General features: G+C 33.3%; 9 protein-coding genes and 4 pseudogenes. 5 read left to right on the top strand and 8 right to left on the bottom strand.

The window, feature by feature from the left end; genetic code table 11:
- Nucleotides 1-34: 34 nt before the first annotated feature.
- From AC1RYN_RS02500 to AC1RYN_RS02465, 8 genes and pseudogenes are all read right to left on the bottom strand, one after another.
- On the bottom strand, nt 35-214 hold the full coding sequence (locus AC1RYN_RS02500; protein WP_481805702.1) for a hypothetical protein: 180 nt from the start codon (nt 212-214) through the stop codon (nt 35-37).
- A gap of 21 nt (nt 215-235) precedes the next feature.
- Complete coding sequence (locus AC1RYN_RS02495) at nt 236-649, bottom strand: hypothetical protein (protein ID WP_481805701.1); 414 nt, start codon at nt 647-649, stop codon at nt 236-238.
- Between the two features lie 38 nt (nt 650-687).
- Nucleotides 688-1,707 carry a glycoside hydrolase family 10-like protein gene (locus tag AC1RYN_RS02490; RefSeq protein WP_481805700.1) on the bottom strand — a complete coding sequence of 340 codons (1,020 nt, stop codon included), beginning with the start codon at nt 1,705-1,707 and terminating at the stop codon, nt 688-690.
- Between the two features lie 134 nt (nt 1,708-1,841).
- A complete protein-coding gene (locus AC1RYN_RS02485) occupies nt 1,842-3,680 on the bottom strand; it encodes an outer membrane protein assembly factor BamB family protein (RefSeq protein WP_481805699.1) in 1,839 nt (612 codons plus the stop codon).
- Between the two features lie 254 nt (nt 3,681-3,934).
- Nucleotides 3,935-4,753: an alpha/beta hydrolase gene (locus tag AC1RYN_RS02480; protein ID WP_481805698.1), complete on the bottom strand. Its 819-nt coding sequence runs from the start codon at nt 4,751-4,753 to the stop codon at nt 3,935-3,937.
- A gap of 114 nt (nt 4,754-4,867) precedes the next feature.
- Nucleotides 4,868-7,778, bottom strand: a pseudogene (locus AC1RYN_RS02475) (FAD-binding and (Fe-S)-binding domain-containing protein).
- A 197-nt stretch (nt 7,779-7,975) separates the two neighbouring features.
- Nucleotides 7,976-9,897 (bottom strand): annotated as a pseudogene (gene nagB / locus AC1RYN_RS02470) (glucosamine-6-phosphate deaminase).
- 134 nt (nt 9,898-10,031) lie between these two features.
- Nucleotides 10,032-10,739 (bottom strand): DeoR/GlpR family DNA-binding transcription regulator, encoded by a 708-nt coding sequence (locus AC1RYN_RS02465; RefSeq protein WP_481805697.1) that lies wholly within the window; start codon nt 10,737-10,739, stop codon nt 10,032-10,034.
- A gap of 287 nt (nt 10,740-11,026) precedes the next feature.
- Between AC1RYN_RS02465 and AC1RYN_RS02460 the strand changes: the two genes are divergently transcribed.
- From AC1RYN_RS02460 to AC1RYN_RS02440, 5 genes and pseudogenes are all read left to right on the top strand, one after another.
- Nucleotides 11,027-14,296 carry a SusC/RagA family TonB-linked outer membrane protein gene (locus AC1RYN_RS02460; RefSeq protein ID WP_481805696.1) on the top strand — a complete coding sequence of 1,090 codons (3,270 nt, stop codon included), beginning with the start codon at nt 11,027-11,029 and terminating at the stop codon, nt 14,294-14,296.
- A 24-nt stretch (nt 14,297-14,320) separates the two neighbouring features.
- On the top strand, nt 14,321-16,054 hold the full coding sequence (locus AC1RYN_RS02455; RefSeq protein ID WP_481805695.1) for a RagB/SusD family nutrient uptake outer membrane protein: 1,734 nt from the start codon (nt 14,321-14,323) through the stop codon (nt 16,052-16,054).
- A gap of 267 nt (nt 16,055-16,321) precedes the next feature.
- On the top strand, nt 16,322-17,521 hold the full coding sequence (locus AC1RYN_RS02450; protein ID WP_481805694.1) for an exo-beta-N-acetylmuramidase NamZ family protein: 1,200 nt from the start codon (nt 16,322-16,324) through the stop codon (nt 17,519-17,521).
- 112 nt (nt 17,522-17,633) lie between these two features.
- Nucleotides 17,634-18,462, top strand: a pseudogene (gene murQ / locus AC1RYN_RS02445) (N-acetylmuramic acid 6-phosphate etherase).
- 148 nt (nt 18,463-18,610) lie between these two features.
- Nucleotides 18,611-19,356: pseudogene (locus AC1RYN_RS02440) on the top strand (sodium:solute symporter family transporter); the annotation flags it as partial.
- Nucleotides 19,357-19,436: the final 80 nt, after the last annotated feature.

Genomic DNA, 19,436 nt, shown 5'->3' with positions numbered 1-19,436 from the left:
GGTTTAATTCCTGTAGTTGCAAAAAAATTGCCTTCTATATAATGTGCACTCTTTGTATTTTTTTATCTACAACAATTTGTACCGATGATGGAATTATAAATGTTCCTTCTTTCTGTTCTATTTTTACTGGCTGCGGAATTATATCCAGTTTCTGAGCTTGTAATACATTCAAGGAGCTCAAGAAAACTGCAATTAGTAGCATGTTTTTTTTCATCTTTTCTGGTTTTTTGTTTTGTTAAAATTGTATTGGAATGCTTTCCGTTTGTGTGGTACTCAAAGCGGTAATAGCATAGATATAGTTTTCAAAATTAGCATTTGGTATTTCTAATTTTGTTGCTGTGGTTACGTAATAAATATTCTCTGGATTAGAGAAATCAGTTATTTTCCCTTTAGGAAATCTATAAATCACAAATTTTTTATTGTTTAATCCTGCCTTCCAATTAAGCTGTCCTTTTTCTCCTTTTTGAGTAATGGAAGTACTTATTGGCGGTTCTGGTCTTATTCTTGTAATTCTATTTGCTTCGGGTGTTAAGGCGATATATTTATATTGTTTTTCGATAATAGGTTTTCTAAGGGTATCTCCTTTTTTCAGAAAATTATTTGCTGTAAAATACATTGAGCCATCTAGTAAAGGCAAAGAACGAACCATTTCTATTTGCTTTACAATCTGATCTGAATTTCTCCATTCTACTTCATTTGCTGTTTTTGAGACTTATAAACTCCATGACCGATATAAACATTTGCTCCATATTTGTGTTCTGCCCACCATTTTGCTAAAACTTCAAAATTTGCTCTATCAAAACCAATATGCCAATATAGTTGAGGTGTTACATAGTCAATCCAATTTTCTTTTTGCCATTTTAAGATATTAGCATACAAATCATCATAATTTGTTGCTCCTGCCATAGTATTTGATCCTTGTGAATCTCTTGCTATATTTCGCCATACTCCAAAAGGTGAAATTCCGAATTCGACCTCTGGTTTATTTGCAATTATTGTATCTCTTATTTGCTTGATTATTAAATCGACATTGTCTCTTCTCCAATCGTCTTTGTCTTTAAATTGTCTAGGTTCTTTGGCAAATGCAACTTGATCAGGAAATTCTTGTCCAGCAATTTTATATGGATAAAAATAATCATCCATATGTATCGCCTGAATATCATAATTCCGAACTATTTCGCCCACTACTGAAGCTACAAAATCTCTGGTTTCTTTGTAACCGGGATTAAAATATCTAGTTTTTCCGTAAGTAAGGAATAACTCTGGTTTCTTAAAATACAAATGTGTTTTTGCAAGTACATCTTTGGTTGTGTCTTTCTGTACACGATATGGATTTAGCCAAACGTGAACACTCATCCCTCTTTTTCCTGCTTCATCTATCATTAACTGCAAGGGATCAAAACCAGGTGCAACTCCTTGCGTTCCAGTTATCCAATGTGACGCCGGCTCCTTGGTCGATTTGTAATAAGCATCTGCCGTAGGACGAATTTGAAAAATTACAGTATTCAAATTATAAGATCGTAAATTATCCAAAAGCGTTATCATTTCTGCTTTCATTTCTTTATCTGAAAGCCCTGGTTTTGATGGCCAATCTATATTATCAACGGTAGATATCCAAGCGGCCCGCATTTCTCTTTTTGCTGGTTGTTGTCCAAAAAGATTGGCTTGAATCAGCAATACTAGAATTAAAATTTTTAAGTTTTTCATAAATTCTATTTTTGGTTAGTTAATATGTTTTACAGGTAATTTAACCGCAAAGGACGCAAGGCTTTTACGCAAGGTTCACTAAGTTTTTAATCTGTTTAATTCTTTAATCTGTGGCAGAAAAGCGCACCAACCACTTATTCCAGCAAATATATACTGCCTTCTATGAGTGATGTCCATACTCTTCCTTGATCATCAATTGAAAATCCATTTATGCTGGAGCTTCCTAAATTAATTTGTTTTAGAATCTCAAATTTCCCCGCATCTACAATAACAACTTCTCCCTTTCGGCTTCCTATGTATATCTTATTGTTATTTTCAAATATTGGTGCAGGATTGTGCTCGTATCCAAGCTTTAAGTCCAAAACTTTACTTTGATTAATCAAATTTTCTTCGGTTAATTCTAAATTATCATTAAGGGGCAATTTCAAAAGTTCCCCATTCATTGTTTTTCCATAAAACCACTTTCCATCTTGACTTTTCCCCATCGATTCTCTAACTTTCCATTTGGAGGTTCTCAAAAGTGTTTTGCCTGTTTGCAGTTCTAGAATTGTTAAGAATCGTTCGGGTGTCACAAAATAAAGTCTATTTTTTGATGAGACTACATTTACGTTTCCTGCTGAATACAAAACTTGCTTTTCATTTCCATTATTCCATTTCCAAATAAGTTCTCCTGTAATTTTATTTAGACAATAAAGATTAGTATCCCATGCTCCAAAAATAATTTTATCATCTTGTATTAAAGGAGTTCCTTGCGAATACGATTGTGGCAAGTTATTCTTCCAGATTACCTTACCACTAACAGCATCTATGCAAATAAAAGATGTTGAACTTGCTGTATAAATTTTATTGCTTTCGGCAATTGGTGAACCTACCAATACTCCGCCAACTGGTATGTTCCATTTTTGTTTACCAGACGCTGCATCAAATCCTAAAAGGTTTCCTTCTATCGTACCGATAACAAGAATATTCTTTACAATAATTGGTAAGAAATAGATCGCGTTTCCTGTTTCTGTTTTCCAATTCAGCACTTTATTTTTCAAATTAATCGATTGTATCTCACCAATAGAATTAGTAAAATAAAGGCTTTTTTTATCAAAACATGGAACACTATAAACTGATGCAATATCTTTTATGAATGGAGAGAAATTAGTTTCTAAATTATCTTTTGGAATTTCAATTTTTGAAGGTTTAGTGGGAACTGAAAACTTAAAAATACCTTGTTTTGCTATCTCTTTCTGATAAATACTAATACTATCGCTATTGATGATTACCTCGTTATAACTTCTTGTTTTACCATCGCGAGAAGTAATAGATGCTCCCATAATACCACTCAATCCTGAAAAATCATATTTTTTTAAGGTATGTCCATGACCACAAAAACTTGCAACTGTTGGGTGTTTTTCTAAAACTGAAAGAACTTCTTTATAATTACTAACACTATTATCTAGTGGATAATGAGCGAAATTCAGAACTTTTTTATTGCTATTTTTAAGACTGTCTTTTAGTGTTTTATCTAACCAAAGAACATCTTCATGTTTTACAAAACCATCTCCCATTTTCATATATGGTCCACACGGAAATCCTATAAAAAGGTAATCTCCTTTTGAGAAAACAAATCGATCGTCGCCCCATATTTTTTTATAGGTCAAACCAGCACTTTCGCTCCAATTTGTTTCATGATTTCCAGAAATTACATAATACGGAATTTTTAAATTGCCCAAAATAGAATGTACTTGTTTTAGTTCATCATCTGCACCACGATTTGTTAAATCCCCCGTTACTACAACAAATTCATTATCCGAATTATTAATTTCTTTTATAATATTTTGTAGTAAAAAATCATTTTCGTTCCCTACTGAAACATGCAAATCTGTAAGCTGTACAAACTTAATATTTCCTGATTTTTCTATCTTCTGAGAAAACCCTGATGCAATTATAAAAAATAATAATATTATGGAAAGTGAATGTTTCATAAGCAATTGTTGTGTGTTATTATTGTGTTAGACGCATTGTGGTGTGTCTCTACGATACATCTTGTATTTTTCTCTCGCAGATCTGGCAGATTCAATTCGTACAAATTCATGAACTTGTGGCGAAAAAAAATATTTAATTTTCTATTGAGATTAGTTTAGAAAATTCCTAACAGGTTTTAAAAACCTGTTAGGATAGGTAACCAAACCAATTTATATGTATTGCTTTATTGTAAATCGCAGCACACAATCTCTTATTACATTTTATCTTTGAAAAAATTATTAAAAAACAGTAATTGAAATTTTAAGGAGTTTTCCCAATATTCGATATTATGTTTCCCTGGACGTTCTATATAATCATGATTTATTTTTAGACTGAGCATCTTTGTATGAAGTTCTCTGTTTACGTCAATAAAAAAATCATCAACACCACAATCAATAATAAGATTTAGCTGATTACTTTCTACTAATTCCAGCATATTCACCACTGTGTTCTTTTCCCAATTTTCAGGAAATTCTGTTATAGAACCCAATCGTTTTTTTATATCCCACTTTTCAGGAAATGGACGAAAGTCTACTCCTCCGCTCATACTTCCAGCTGCTCCAAATACTTCTTGATGCTTAAACGAAAGATACAATGCTCCATGTCCGCCCATACTAAGACCTGATATGGCACGGCCTTCACGGCTTGCGATTGTTTTGTAATTTTTATCAATAAAAGGAACTAGCTCATCAATGACATAAGTTTCATATTTAAAAGTTGAATCAATCGGACTATCAAAATACCAGCTTGAATAATTCCCATCAACACCTATTACTATAAAACCATATTTATCGACCTGTTGCCCAACCTCTTTAAAGCTTTTTACCCAAGTTGCATAATTTCCGCTATACCCATGAAGCAGATAGACTACTGGTAATTTCTTCTTGTTTTTTTTATAATTATCAGGAAGTATTACACACGTCTTTATGTTTTTATTCATCGAAGTACTAAACACTTGTATAGTGTCAATTTTGGCTGCTTTCGCAGAAAAAAACACGAAAACTAAGAGGGCTATATAGATTGTTTTTTTCATAGAATTATAGTTTCTTTTGGTTAAAAAGAGGCAATAACTTTTCTTCAAAATGTATGAGATTTTTTATTTCTGATACATTTTGTCAAAAAAATATAAAATTTATATTCGAGAAATTTATTTCAAACAATCCCTCAAAATCGTCACTGGATGCATTGCTTTTCTATTGGTTCCGTCAAAAATCTGATGGCGGCAACTCGTCCTGCAGCTGCAATTGCTGTTGTTACTTCGGTTGAACGTATCTTTGGGAACAAAGTATCTTCACCCATTTGCATACTGATTTCGTAATGCTCTTTTTCATATCCAAAGGAACCTGCCATACCACAACAACCTGAATTATAAATGGTAACTGAACTATTTTTAGGTACGTTTAGCATTGCAAATGAAGCTTCAACAGTACTCAATGATTTTTGGTGACAATGTCCGTGAATTTTAATTGTTTTCTCTACATCCGAAAATTGTCCAGAATGGATTTTTCCTGTTGCGATTTCTCTCTTAAAGAACTCTTCGATAGTAAATGTATTTTTCGATAATTTTTCAGCACTTTCTTTGTCTTTTGCCAATCGAATGTATTCGTCTCTAAAAGTTAATATTGCAGAGGGTTCAATTCCTATTAACGGTATGTTTTCTGAAATTAAATCCTTGAAGATACCCACGTTTTTATTGGCTATATCTTGTGCTTCTTCCAAGAATCCTTTTGATATAAAAGCTCTTCCACTTTCTTCATGATCTATTACAATCACTTCGTAACCTAATCCTGTCAATAATTCATAGGCATCTATCCCAACTGAAACATCATAATAATTGGTAAACTCATCACAAAAAAGATAAACTTTTCCATTTGTAAAAGAATTGCTTCCTGCTATTTTTTTATTTTTTGTACCACTTTCTAAAAGTCGTTGGTGCTAATAATGGAACCTGTCTTTGGGATGCAATTCCCATACTTTTTTTAACCAAAGCTAGATTAGCTACAAAATTAGTCATAGACGGTGCTATACTCCCGAGTTTATTAAGTTTTGAATTGAAAGCAAATATTTTATTTCGAACAGAAAATCCATTTGCTTTTTGATATTGGTATAAAAAACTCCGATTTTAAAGTAGCTACATCTACATTACTAGGACACTCACTTGCACATGCTTTACAGCTCACGCACAGCTCAAATACTTTATATAATTCTTCGTGGTCGAATTTATTGTCTTTCTCTGAATGGGTTAAATATTCTCTCAGGGCATTGGCTCTGGCACGAGTAGTATCTTTTTCATTTCTAGTAGCTCGGTTAATCGGACATAAAGTTCCTCCCGCTGAAGGTAATTTTCTACAATCACCTGAACCATTGCATTTTTCGGCAGCACGCAAAATCCCCATGCTATCCGAGAAATCCTGAATTGTTTTTATATCTGGCTCTACTCTACCCGCTTCTACACGAAGGTTTTCATCCATCTTGAAAGCGTTCACAATTTTTCCAACATTCAAAATTGTATCTGGATCAAAAGCGCTTTTGATTCGTTTTAATAATTCATAGTTTTTTTCTCCTATCATAAAAGGTAAAAACTCTCCACGAACTATTCCGTCTCCATGCTCTTCACTCAATGAACCTATATGTTTTTACCAAAATAGCTACTTCGGTAGCAATGTTTCTAAATTGGTGTAATCCTTCTTTTGTTTTTAAATTTAAAACTGGACGTAAATGAATTTCTCCTGCTCCTGCATGTGCATAATAAATAGCACTTTGTCCATGACTTTCCATCATGGCAGAGAAATCAGCAATATAATTAGGTAAATCACTTAGTTCTACTGCTGTATCTTCAATAGAGTCGGCTGCTTTATCATCACCTACAATACTTCCTAAAAGTCCAAGTCCTGCTTTTCGTAATTCATTTATTTTATCAATATCGGCTCCATAAATTTTAGGCAAAGCGTACCCAAAATTATTTTCCTCAAGATCTTTTATCAAGGCATCTGCCTGTAATTCGGCATCTTCCATACTATGATGCGATCCTACTTCGAGCATGATAACTGCCTTAGGTTCTCCTAAATAAAAAACCTGTTTTTTGCTTGTTCTCTATTTGTTTTGGTACAATCTAATATCGTATCATCCATCATTTCACAGGTGTACAAATGATGCTTCATAGCAGTAACTACAGCTTCTAAACTTTCTTGAATAGTATGAAAATGTGCCACAACCATAACATTATTTGTTGGTGGCAAATCATCTACTTTAAGTGTAATTTCTGTGGTAAATGCCAAAGTTCCTTCACTTCCACAAAGTAACTTCCCTAAATTTATTGTGTTTTCTGTCCCTGAGAAGAGCTCCGATTTTAATAATAAATCAATCGCATAGCCTGTATTTCTTCGGTGAATTTCTGGCTTTGGAAATTCTTTTACAATCTCTTCCTGATTTTCTTTATTCGAAAGTTCTTCATAAATTGCTTTGTAAATTTTATTTTCAAGCGAATCACCTTTTGTCTTCTCTATAAATTCTGCTGAAGATATTTCTTTGAATACTACAGTACTGCCATCACTTAAAATAGCCTTTATCTCGACTATTTTATCTCGAGTAACTCCATATCGTATAGATGTTGTTCCTGATGAATTATTTCCTACCATTCCTCCAATCATGCATCGATTTGTTGTCGATGTATTGGGGCCAAAAAATAAACCATGTGGTTTTAAATACAAATTCAGTTCATCTCGAATTACTCCAGGTTGAACAGTTACCGTTTTTTTTATAGGATCAAATGCTACAATTTTGGTAAAATGCTTAGAAACATCTACAATTATTCCGTTACCCACCGTTTGTCCGGCCAAAGAAGTTCCTGCTGTTCTTGGTGTTATTGAAATTTTATTTTTTGATGCAAAGCGAATAATTTTAACAATATCTTCTTCTGTCTTTGGAACTGCCACTGCTACTGGCATTATTCTATAAGCAGAAGCATCAGTAGCATATAATTTTTTATGAAGCTCATCATAAAAAAGAGTTCCTTCTAATGAATCGGATAGTTGTTGTAATTGTAGTGAGTCGGACATTTAATTGATGCTATTGTTTTTTTAAAAATACGAAATAATTAATCCTCATTTATTGTCTTACAAGGTTTTTTTTGACCCTATTTGTTTGCAAGATTAAACCTAACAGATTTTAAAAATTTGTTAGGTCTGTGGTACAAAATCTTGCAGGATTATAATCCTACTTGGAAATTAATATTTTATTAATCGAAATCTGGATGTTAATAAGAAAAACGCTTAAAAGCTTCAATCGCTTCATATTCAGCAAGACCTAAGTCATCGTATAGCTTTGCTGTATTCTTATTACGTTCTTCGGCTCTTACCCAAAATTCTCTAGAATCGTTTCCTTGAAACATCACTCTGTCTTTTTGGGATTGATGATATAATATAGCATGTCTCTTAATAGTTACTTCATCTGGACTCAATGGCACTGCCATATCTATTTCATGTCTATCCCATTCATGCCAAGCTCCTCTGTACAGCCATAGCCAACAATCATACATATACGCTTCTGTTTTTAATTCTTTCATTGCTGCAAATATAGCATTCAGGCATACTTCATGAGTTCCATGCGGATCTGCCAAGTCTCCCGCTGCAAATACTTGATGAGGTTTTATTTTTGCTATAATATCTTTAACAATTGCAATATCCTCTAATCCTAAAGGGTTTTTCTTTATTTGTCCCGTTTCATAAAAAGGCAGATCTAAAAAATGCGTATTCTCATCTTTTAAACCAATATCTTGTGGCTGCATACGACTCACGTCTTCTTATCAACCCTTTTAACTTTCGAACTTCTAATGAATCTACCTGATTCTCTGTCTTATTATTTAGAAAATCAATAACTGATGAGAAATTAACTCCATCAATCTCTTTTCCTATAAAATGTTACATACTTCCGCAAATTTTAATGCTTCATCATCTGTAACTGCTATATTTCCTGAAGTCTGATATACTACATGTACATCATGTCCTTGTTTTATTAATTTAGAGAATGTTCCTCCCATAGAAATCACATCATCATCTGGATGTGGACTAAAAGAATTACTCTTTTCTTTGCTGGATTAGCTCTTTCAGGTCTATGCGAATCTGAAGTATTAGGTTTACCTCCTGGCCAGCCTGTAATGGTATGCTGTAAAACATTGAACATATTAATATTCAAATCATATGCAGAACCTTCTTGAGCTAAAAGGTCTGACATTCCATTATTATTATAGTCTCTATCGGTAAGTTTTAATATCGATTGTTTGGTTTCTTTACAAAGCCAAACGATTGCTTTGCTTTTTAATTCTTGTGTCCAAGTACATCCACCAACTAGCCATGGTGTTTCAAAACGAGTTAATTCAGATGCCGAAGACTGATCTAACACAAAAGTAGCATTGGAATGATTTTGCAAAAATGTAGCAGGAACTTCTGAACTTATATCTCCTTGAATCGTTCTCTTAATAATTGCAGCTTTATTTTGTCCCCAAGCCATCAAAACAATTCTTTTTGATCTAAGAATTGTAGAAACTCCCATTGTACTTGCTCTTTTTGGAACGTTATCAATACCATTAAAATCTGATGAAGCATCGACTCTAGTGATATGATCTAATGTTATAATTCTAGTCCCTGAATTAATATGAGAACCAGGTTCATTAAAACCTACGTGTCCTGTACGTCCAATTCCTAATAACTGAAAATCAAGCCCTCCTGCCTCTTTTATTTTCATTTCATAATCAACACAATACTGATTAAGTTCTTCTAGAACAACTGTTCCATCCGGAATATTTACATTTTCAGGTTTAATATCTATATGGTTAAACAGATATTGATGCATGAAATAATGGTAACTCTGACGATTTTCTTTGGTCATTGGATAATATTCATCCAAATTAAAAGATATTACATTGTAAAAACTAAGCCCTTCTTCTTTGTGCATTCGAACTAACTCTTCGTATACTTTTATAGGTGATGAGCCTGTTGCCAGACCAAGTACACATGTTTTATTCTTAGCTTGTTTAGAACGTATTAATTCGGCTATTTCCTGAGCAACTGCTTTAGAACCTACAATTGAGTTATCAAAAATCACATTATGGTTTTTCTCAAATCGGGTTTCTTCAAATTTACCAGGTATGTCGTAAGCCAAAGAAGTATTGGTTTTCATAATATATCTCTTAGTTAAAAATTAGTTTAACAAATATATACAAAAAACAAAACGAATGCATTATTTTACATTATTTAACAAAAATAAATTCAAATACCGTAAAATAACGCAGAAATTGTTGGTTGTATTTCAATCTACAACACAAAAACTCCAGATTTTCTATATTCTTCCAGCCTTGAATCTTCCGGATCTAAATTAGTAACTATAGTATCTAGCTGGCTAAGTTCGCAAACTACGTGCGGCATTTTTGTATTCAATTTATTTGAAGAAAACATAGAAACTACTCTATCAGAGGATTCTATCATAGCTTTTTTGACAATAGAAACTTCATAACCTATCTCTGTTAGCCCTTGCTTTACATTAATACTACTAGCTCCTATAAAGCAAATATCAGCTTTGATCTTAGACAGGACTTGTATTACATCCATACCTATAGTAACCATTGCATTTTTCTGCATTTTCCCACCTATAAATATCAAATCGATATTTGGGTGCTGGGATAGCTGCATTGCTATTGGCAAACTATACGTATATATAGTCGCCTTCAAATCCGAGGGAATTAACTTTGCAAAAACTAAGTTAGTACTTCCTCCACTCATTATAATAACTTGCCCATCATGCAATAATGACAATGCTTTTGTGACAATTTCTTTCTTCTCTTCTTCAGCTGTTATAGCAATATCAAAAACATTTGCAGACTTTTCTGTAGGCTGTATTGCACCTCCATAAACTTTCTCAAGAAGATTCTTACTGTCTAATTCATTCAAATCTCTCCTTATCGTATCTTCTGACAAATCTAGCGCCAAAGCCAGATCTGTTCGTAACGACTTTTTGATCTTCAAAGAGTCTAGTCATTATATATTTATGTCTTTCGGCTTTCAGCATTTTTTATAAATTAAGGATTTAGCACAAATATATCAAATATTTCAATTCAAAAGCAGAGATTACCTCAACAACTGCAATAGTTTGCATATTTTAATCTAAAAAATAAAAACTGAAGTCATAACGAATTAAAAATGCGTTATTTTGCGTTATTTTAGTTAATTTTTGAAAATAATTATAAAATACCGCATTTATATGCAATAAATAAATATATTTGCTCAACAACCATTAAAAAAACCAAATAATCATGAAAAAATTATTCCTTATTTCATTGTTGGTTTTGTTCATTCAAGTAACATTTGGGCAAACGAAAACAATTACTGGAACTGTAAAAAACAAAGCGGATGGGATTCCTATACCGGGAGTTAGTGTCCTTATTCAAGGAACTGCAAATGGTAGCTCAACCGATTTTGATGGAAACTACAGTATTGCTGTATCATCAGGACAAAGCCTTAGCTTTAGCTACATGGGATTTGAAACCAAAGTGATCAAATTTGAGGGACAACAAAAGCTCAATGTTGACCTTTCAGAAAGTACTTCCAAATTAGATGAAGTCGTAGTCGTGGGATTCTCTTCTCAGAAAAAGGCCAATCTAACAGGTGCTGTCGCTTCTATTGATGTCAGTAAAACACTAGGAAGCAGACCTCTAACCGACGTAAGTAAAGCATTACAAGGTACTACTCCAGGAGTGAACATTAGCTTTAACTCAGGAAACATTAACCGTGCAGCTAACATAAACATACGTGGTGCTGGAACTGTCAATACTAATGCTTCTGATGCTCCTCTTGTATTAGTGGATGGTGTTCCAACTGACATGTCTCTTATTAATCCAAATGATGTAGAATCAATATCTGTACTAAAAGATGCTGCTTCGGCTTCTATCTATGGAGCTCGTGCAGCCTTTGGTGTAATCCTTATTACCACAAAAGGAGGTAAAACAGGAGAAGGAAAAGTTAGATTTTCTTATAGTGGAAATACTGCCTTAAACAATCCGATTTCTACACTACAATTCTTAGACCCAACAGAAGAAATTCCAGGGTTAATTGCAGCAGCAACTCGTACCGGTAGTGTACCAGAATTTTTTGGTGCAAATTATAATACAATGCTTCCAAAAATTAAAGAATGGAAAGAAAAATACGCAAATAACCGTACTAGTAATGAGATGGTTTATGGTGAAGATTGGGAAATTATAAATGGAACCCCTCATTTTTACAGAGTTTGGGATGCTAATAAAGAATTGTATGCTAGCAATGCCGTTCAAACTTACCACAATTTCTCGGCACAAGGTAATCTAGGAAACAATAGCTCTTTCTTTGCTTCGTTTGCACTTACGGACCAAAAAGGGATGTTAAGAGTTAATCAAGAAACTAGAAAGAGATCAAATATAAATTTAGGATTCACAACAAAATTAGCCGATTGGCTTACTGGTGATTTCAAAGTAATGACTATTCGCAATACTTATGAAAGTCCTTTTAATTATTATGGAGGTGCCGGTACAGATGATACAGGATTTACAGGCTATCTTGGTTATGCACTTCGTTGGGGACAATACACTCCTAATTTTGGAACCTACAAAGGATATAATTTCCGTACTGCCGGAGGATATTTATCTAATGCATCTATGAATGAAAATGACCAATACAACAACAGATTAAGTGCTAAATTTACTGCTGAAATTGTAAAAGATTTTAATTTAATAGCCGAAGTAAGCAGCGTAACTGATTATTTTTCAAGAAAACAAAACGGTGGTAAATTTCAAGCTTGGGATAGCTGGTCATCTATGCCTTATGACGCTACAACTATACAAACTGCAGTACCTACTACTCTTGAAGCAGGAAATGATTTTGTAGCTCAATCAAAAGCTGAAACAAAAACAAATGTGGTTAACATCTATGCTAACTATAAAAAACAATTCAACAATCACAATCTTAAATTCTTAGGAGGTTTTAACTCTGAATGGCAGAGTTTCTCACGTACTTATGCTAGAAGAAATACTCTTTTAGACAAATCTAAACCAGAATTTAACCTTGCCGTAGGAGAACAATTTGTTTCTGGAGCTGCTAATATCACTTTAAATCCTGCAGAAACAACTTATTCTATTGCTGGTTTCTTTGCTCGTGTAAATTATGATTACAACGGAATTTATTTATTAGAATTAAATGCGCGTTATGACGGTTCTTCTAAATTCCCAACAGACCAACAATGGGGATTCTTTCCTTCGGCTTCTGTAGGATATAGAATCAGTAACGAAAAATTTATGGAAAGCACTCGCGGTTGGTTAAATGACCTTAAGTTACGTGCTTCTATGGGGGCAATTGGAAATCAAAACATCGGAAACAATGCCTTCTTATCTGTATTAAATGCTACAAACCCTTCATGGATAAATAGTGGAGCAGTATTACCTCCTTCTACTGGCTTACCAACTAATGTTGACCCATCATTAACTTGGGAAAAAGTGTACACAAAAGATTTTGGTATTGACGTTAGAATATTTGACATACTTGGTGCATCATTTGACTTATACCAACGTGATACTAAAGGAATGTTAGCTCCAGGTATAACACTTCCTGGTTCATTTGGTCAGGCTGCAGCTCAAACCAACTCAGGAAACATGAGAACAAGAGGTTGGGAATTAGCTTTAAATTTCAACAAACAAATAAACGAAAACGCTTCTGTATTTGTTGACCTTGCTTTATCTGATTATAAATCGGTGGTGACTAAGTGGAATAATAGTTCAAAATTATTATCTACTTATTATGATGGATATGAAATTGGTCAAATTTGGGGTCTTACAAGTGATAGATTACTACAATCTACCGATATAATAACTGATAATGGTAAAACTGTAAACGGGATTGACTATTCTAAAACAATGGGCGGTAATTTTAGATACGGAGCTGGAGATGTACATTATGTAGATACAAATGGAGATGGTGTTATCTCTCGTGGAGCTGGAACTGCAGACGACCATGGAGATTTAAAGAAAATTGGTAATACGACTCCTCGTTATAAATATGGGATAACAGTAGGTGGTAAGTTTCATGGATTTGACATTTCTGCCTTCTTCCAAGGAGTTGGAAAACGTGATTACTGGGCTGCTTCAGATGCTGTATTGCCATTTTATCGTTCACCTCAACAAATGTATGCAAACCAAGCTGACTATTGGACACCTGAGAATACTGGTGCATATTGGCCTAACCCTTATTCTGGTGACGAAGCAGGAGGCTTTGGCGGAAGCACTACTGGTAGAAATAACTTCATTACTCAAACGAGGTACCTACTTGATATGTCTTACCTACGTCTTAAAAACTTTAGTCTTGGCTATTCTTTACCAAAAGAATTCATCAAAAAAGCGGGCTTAGAGAAAGTAAGAATATACACTTCGGGTGAAAATTTATTGACTTGGGCTGATAGCCGTCTTCCTATAGATCCAGAAACTAATGAATCTGAAATTTTCTGGGGAAGAACTTATCCTTTTACCAAAACATGGTCTTTTGGTCTTGAGCTATCTTTCTAATACTAACTATTCAAAATTTTTAAAATGAAAAAATCAATTATAAAATCTAAATTACTACTGATGTTCGCTACAGCTTTTGTAGCAACAACTTCAGTTAGTTGTGACGACTACCTATCAGACGACCCTGCAGATAAATTTACAAACGAGAACTTTTGGCAATCAGAAGATAATGTAAAGACATTTTCATGGATTAATTACGACACTTTTTATGGTTACGGAAATGGTGTAACAATCGGACTTTCTTCGTTCTATTACCATGGAAGTGATTTCAAAATAGATGACAACCTATCCGCTTTTACTTTTCAGCAAATGCCAATTACACCAACGCCTACTAATATTTATTCTTGGAATGATTATTACATACTTATTCGTCGTTGCAACTTAATGTTGGAAAAAATACCCACTGTTCCTATGCCTGAGGCAAAAAAGAATCATTATATAGGAGTAGCTAAATTTTTCAGAGCCTATACGTATTTTCGCCTAGTACAAAAAATGGGAAATGTTCCTTATACTGATAGATATTTATCTCAAAATGATCCTGCTGTTTATGCTCCGGCAAAACAAAGAGCAGAGATTATCGATAAAGTTATTGCAGATCTAGAAGAAGCAGCTAACTTGTTACTTCCTTTAGATGATAAAAATGTTACTGTTAATAAATATACTGCTTATGCAGCTTTAAGCAACGTTTGTATCTATGAAGGAACTTATAGAAAATATCATTTAGGTCAAGACGGAAGTTCTTATCTTAACAAAGCCAAAACTGCTTCACTAGCTGTAATGAACAATGGAGGTTATAAATTAAACACCGATTGGAAGTCTCTTTACAACTCAGTTGAATTGGCTGGTAATACAGAAGTGATACTTGCAAAACGTTATTTAACAAACGTATTAATGCACTCTCTTCAAAATTATACCAATTCATCAACCATCCAATACGGTTTAACGAAATGGGCTGCCGATAGTTATGTAACTACAAACGGATTACCTATTCAACAAGCAGGAAACACGCAATATACAGGTGATGATAACGTTACTAAAACTTTTGCTAATAGAGATCCTCGTTTTGGTAAAACAGTAAATCCTAGCAATTATGGATATAAAGGAAAACCTTTTAGTACAGCTGCATTAGTTTCAATGTCTGGATATGTATTTGAATTATACAACAATCCTGCAACAACAGGTCCAGATGTTACTACAGGAGGACGTAATTATACTGACGCTCCTATATTTACATTAAGCGAAGTATATTTAAATTATGCTGAAGCTTGTGCTGAACTTGGTACTGCTACAAATACTGATCTTGATATGTCTATTAACAAAGTACGTGCTCGTGCTGGTATAGCTGCTTTAACTACAGATGGAACTAATGCTTCCGCAGGAGGAATACAAATTAATGACCCAAGAAGAACAGCAGCTTTAGAGCAAATATCTGGTTCTGTTAACCCTCTAATCTGGGAAGTACGTCGTGAGCGCCAAATTGAATTTATGAGTTGGACAACGATTAGACAGATGGATATTTACCGTTGGAAAAAAGGTGACTACCTTGATACTTCAAAAAATCCAGATGTAAATCTTGGAGCAAGAATTGGTACTCCAGTTGGATCACAAACTGTTGTAGATGCTAACGGATATGTAAAAATATACCCAACAAGTACAAGAAACTTTGAAGCAAAACACTACTTAATGAATATCCCTACTAATGATATTGATTTATACAAAGCTCAAGGTGTAGAATTAAAACAAAACCCAGGTTGGTAATTCGTAATTACAAAATCTGATAAAATAACAAACTACCTCTGAACATAAATATTCAGAGGTAGTATTTTAAAAATTATATATTCGTACATCGAAAATATAAATGAATCAAGCTGACGAAAATAAAATTTAGTCTGGAATCTCAGACAAACACTATCTTTAATTAACTACAACCAACAACAATCAAAAAATACTGAATACCAATCAAACAATAATTAAAAATTTTATTTAGTCAATTTCAGCCTTCTAACTTTTAAACAGCAAACTAAAATGATAAAATTCATAGCAAAAAGTGCTCTTTTTATAGCAACTGTATTTTATATCCCATCCTATTCCAATACATTTCAGCCCGTTGGAAAAAACAATACTATAGAAATAAATAATCCTATTATTAAAACTGGAGCTGATAATTATGAAAAATACCTGCCTTTATTAAAAGATAAAAAAGTAGGAATCGTTACGAACCAAACAGGGGTTTTATCTAACAAAATGCACTTGGTAGATTTCTTATTAGAGAAAAAAATTGCTGTCCAAACCATTTTTGCTCCTGAGCACGGATTTAGAGGAACGGCTGATGCTGGCGAACATGTAGTAGACGCAAAAGATCCTAAGACAGGCTTATCTATAATCTCTCTTTACGGAGACAATAAAAAACCAAAAGCAGTACAATTAGCAGAAATTGACCTCATGATATTTGATTTGCAAGATGTTGGAGCACGTTTTTATACCTACATCTCTTCTTTACACTATGTAATGGAGGCTTGTGCAGAAAATGGAATCCCGCTTATGGTACTTGACAGACCAAATCCTAATGGAGGTATTGTAGATGGTCCTCTTTTAGAAAAAGAATATACAAGTTTTGTAGGCATGCACCCAATTCCACTACTTCACGGTCTGACCATCGGTGAATATGCTCAAATGATAAATGGTGAAAAATGGCTTAAAAACGGAATCCAATGCAAATTAACTGTTATTCCTTGTCTAGACTATAATCGAAAAATGGAATATAGCTTACTAGCAAAACCATCTCCTAATTTGCCAAATGACCAATCTATTAATCTATATGCAAGTTTGTGCCTATTTGAAGGAACAAATGTGAGTATGGGACGCGGAACTGAAAAACAATTCCAAATTTATGGCTCCCCTTTTTTAACAAAAACAAATTTTAGTTTTACCCCTAAACCTAATTTTGGAGCTAAAGATCCATTATATAATGGAAAAGAATGTTTCGGTGAGGATTTAACAACTTATCCTAAACTAACTCAATTAGAATTAAAATGGTTAATTAAAGCCTATCAAAATACGAGTGATAAAACTAAATTCTTCAATCCTTTTTTTACAAAACTTGCTGGAACAAAAAAATTACAACAGCAAATTGAAAGCGGAATTTCCGAAAGTAAAATTAGAAAAACATGGCAAAAAGATTTAGAAGCATTTAAAAAAATGCGTACAAAATACCTAATCTATTAAAACATACCCTTATTTATTGTCAAATAAATTCTTGCTGTATTTTATGACACTCAATTATAAAATATGCTCTAAACAAAATTAAAAAATAAAAAAATAGCTAAAAAAAATAAAAATGGCAAAAATAAATCCAGATACAGAACGTGAATCACTTTACTCTAATTTAGATAAAATGACCACAAATGAGTTGCTTACCAATATAAACAATGAAGACAAAAAAGTAGCCGATATTGTTCAAAAACAATTTTCCTAATATTGAAAAATTAGTAGATGCTATCGTTTCTAAAATGAAACTTGGCGGAAGACTATTTTATATCGGCGCAGGTACATCTGGAAGAATCGGTATTCTTGATGCTTCTGAGTGTCCTCCTACTTTTGGAGTTCCAGACAATTGGATTATTGGTATCATTGCAGGAGGAGATTCGGCTATCAGAAAAGCAGTAGAAAATGCCGAAGATGATATTGATCAAGCCTGGAGAGATTTATCTGCCTATGATATTTCGAGTTTAGATGTCGTTTTAGCAATCGCAGCTTCAGGAAATACGCCTTATGTTATTGGTGGATTAAAAAAAGCAAGAGAAAATAATATTATCACAGGTAGTATTTCTTGTAATAGTGCCAGTCTTATTTCTAAAGAAGCCGACCATCCAATCGAACTAATTGTAGGACCAGAATTCCTTACTGGTAGTACAAGAATGAAAGCAGGAACCTCTCAAAAGCTAGTCTTAAACATGATTTCAACATCTGTTATGATTAAACTAGGAAGAATTTACGGCAACAAAATGATAGACATGCAATTGTCTAATAAAAAACTAGTACAAAGAGGTGTTGAAATGATTGTAGAAGAACTTCAGATTGATGAAAAACGAGCTTCTGAATTATTAAAAAAACACAAAAGTGTTAGAGCAGTTTTATTAGCTGAGAACAAAAATCTAGAAATTTAAAAAGCAGACTAATCAAAATCTTTTTTATAGATTTATGCAAATTAAAACCACAATCTATAACTTTCGAGATTTAACGAAAACCTAACAGGTATTTAAAATCTGTTGGGTTTAATCAAAAGAATAAAAACCGAACCACAAAAGCTATAAAATGACACCAAGTACAATCCTCATCCTAATCATCGTTTATTTCGGAACACTATTCTATATCTCACATAGAGTCAGCAGAAAAGATAATGGAAATGAAGCTTTCTTTACAGCTAATAAAAACTCAAAATGGTATCTCGTTGCTTTTGGGATGATCGGAACTGCTCTTTTCTGGGGTAACTTTTATCTCAGTCCCAGGAGAAGTAGGCGCAGCAAGTGGAGAACAATTCAAATACTTTCAGTTTGTATTAGGTAATGCTATCGGATTTATAATAATTACAAAGTTATTATTGCCCTTGTACTACCGAATGAATTTAACCTCTATTTATGGATATATAGAGCAACGAATGGGGTTTTACAGCTATAAAACCGCAGCTTCTATTTTTCTGAATTAGTGAAACCGTAAGTTCAGCATTCCGACTCTACTTAGTTGTAATAGTATTGCAGCGTTTTGTATTTGATTTTTATGGTATTCCTTTTGCTTTTACGGTATTAATGTCTTTAGTTCTAATTTTTTCTTACACTTATAGAGGAGGGCTAAAAACTATTATTATCACAGATACTTTACAAACATTTTTCTTAGTTACTTCAGTATTTCTTACCATTTATTTTATTTGTGACCGTATGGATCTAAGTGCTATTGGCGCTTTTGAAGAAGTTAAAAATAGTAATTATTCTAAAATATTTTTCTTTGATGACTTTCTAGGAAGCAAATTTCATTTTATAAAACAAATATTAGGAGGAATGTTTAGGTGCTGCCTCCCTAACAACAGGAGCATGTATTAACCTTAGCAATACGTAACTGGAACCAGTAAATAATACAGTAACAT

The organism is Flavobacterium sp. TC780 (genome assembly GCF_056783245.1).
Note: the sequence above shows the minus strand (reverse complement) of the source record. Positions and strands in the feature narration are given on the sequence as shown.

Bases quoted from the DNA above. Each gene is read 5' to 3' on its own strand.
- AC1RYN_RS02500 (WP_481805702.1), bottom strand. From the start codon at position 214: ATGAAAAAAAACATGCTACTAATTGCAGTTTTCTTGAGCTCCTTGAAT.
- AC1RYN_RS02495 (WP_481805701.1), bottom strand. From the start codon at position 649: ATGGTTCGTTCTTTGCCTTTACTAGATGGCTCAATGTATTTTACAGCA.
- AC1RYN_RS02490 (WP_481805700.1), bottom strand. From the start codon at position 1,707: ATGAAAAACTTAAAAATTTTAATTCTAGTATTGCTGATTCAAGCCAAT.
- AC1RYN_RS02485 (WP_481805699.1), bottom strand. From the start codon at position 3,680: ATGAAACATTCACTTTCCATAATATTATTATTTTTTATAATTGCATCA.
- AC1RYN_RS02480 (WP_481805698.1), bottom strand. From the start codon at position 4,753: ATGAAAAAAACAATCTATATAGCCCTCTTAGTTTTCGTGTTTTTTTCT.
- AC1RYN_RS02460 (WP_481805696.1), top strand. From the start codon at position 11,027: ATGAAAAAATTATTCCTTATTTCATTGTTGGTTTTGTTCATTCAAGTA.
- AC1RYN_RS02455 (WP_481805695.1), top strand. From the start codon at position 14,321: ATGAAAAAATCAATTATAAAATCTAAATTACTACTGATGTTCGCTACA.
- AC1RYN_RS02450 (WP_481805694.1), top strand. From the start codon at position 16,322: ATGATAAAATTCATAGCAAAAAGTGCTCTTTTTATAGCAACTGTATTT.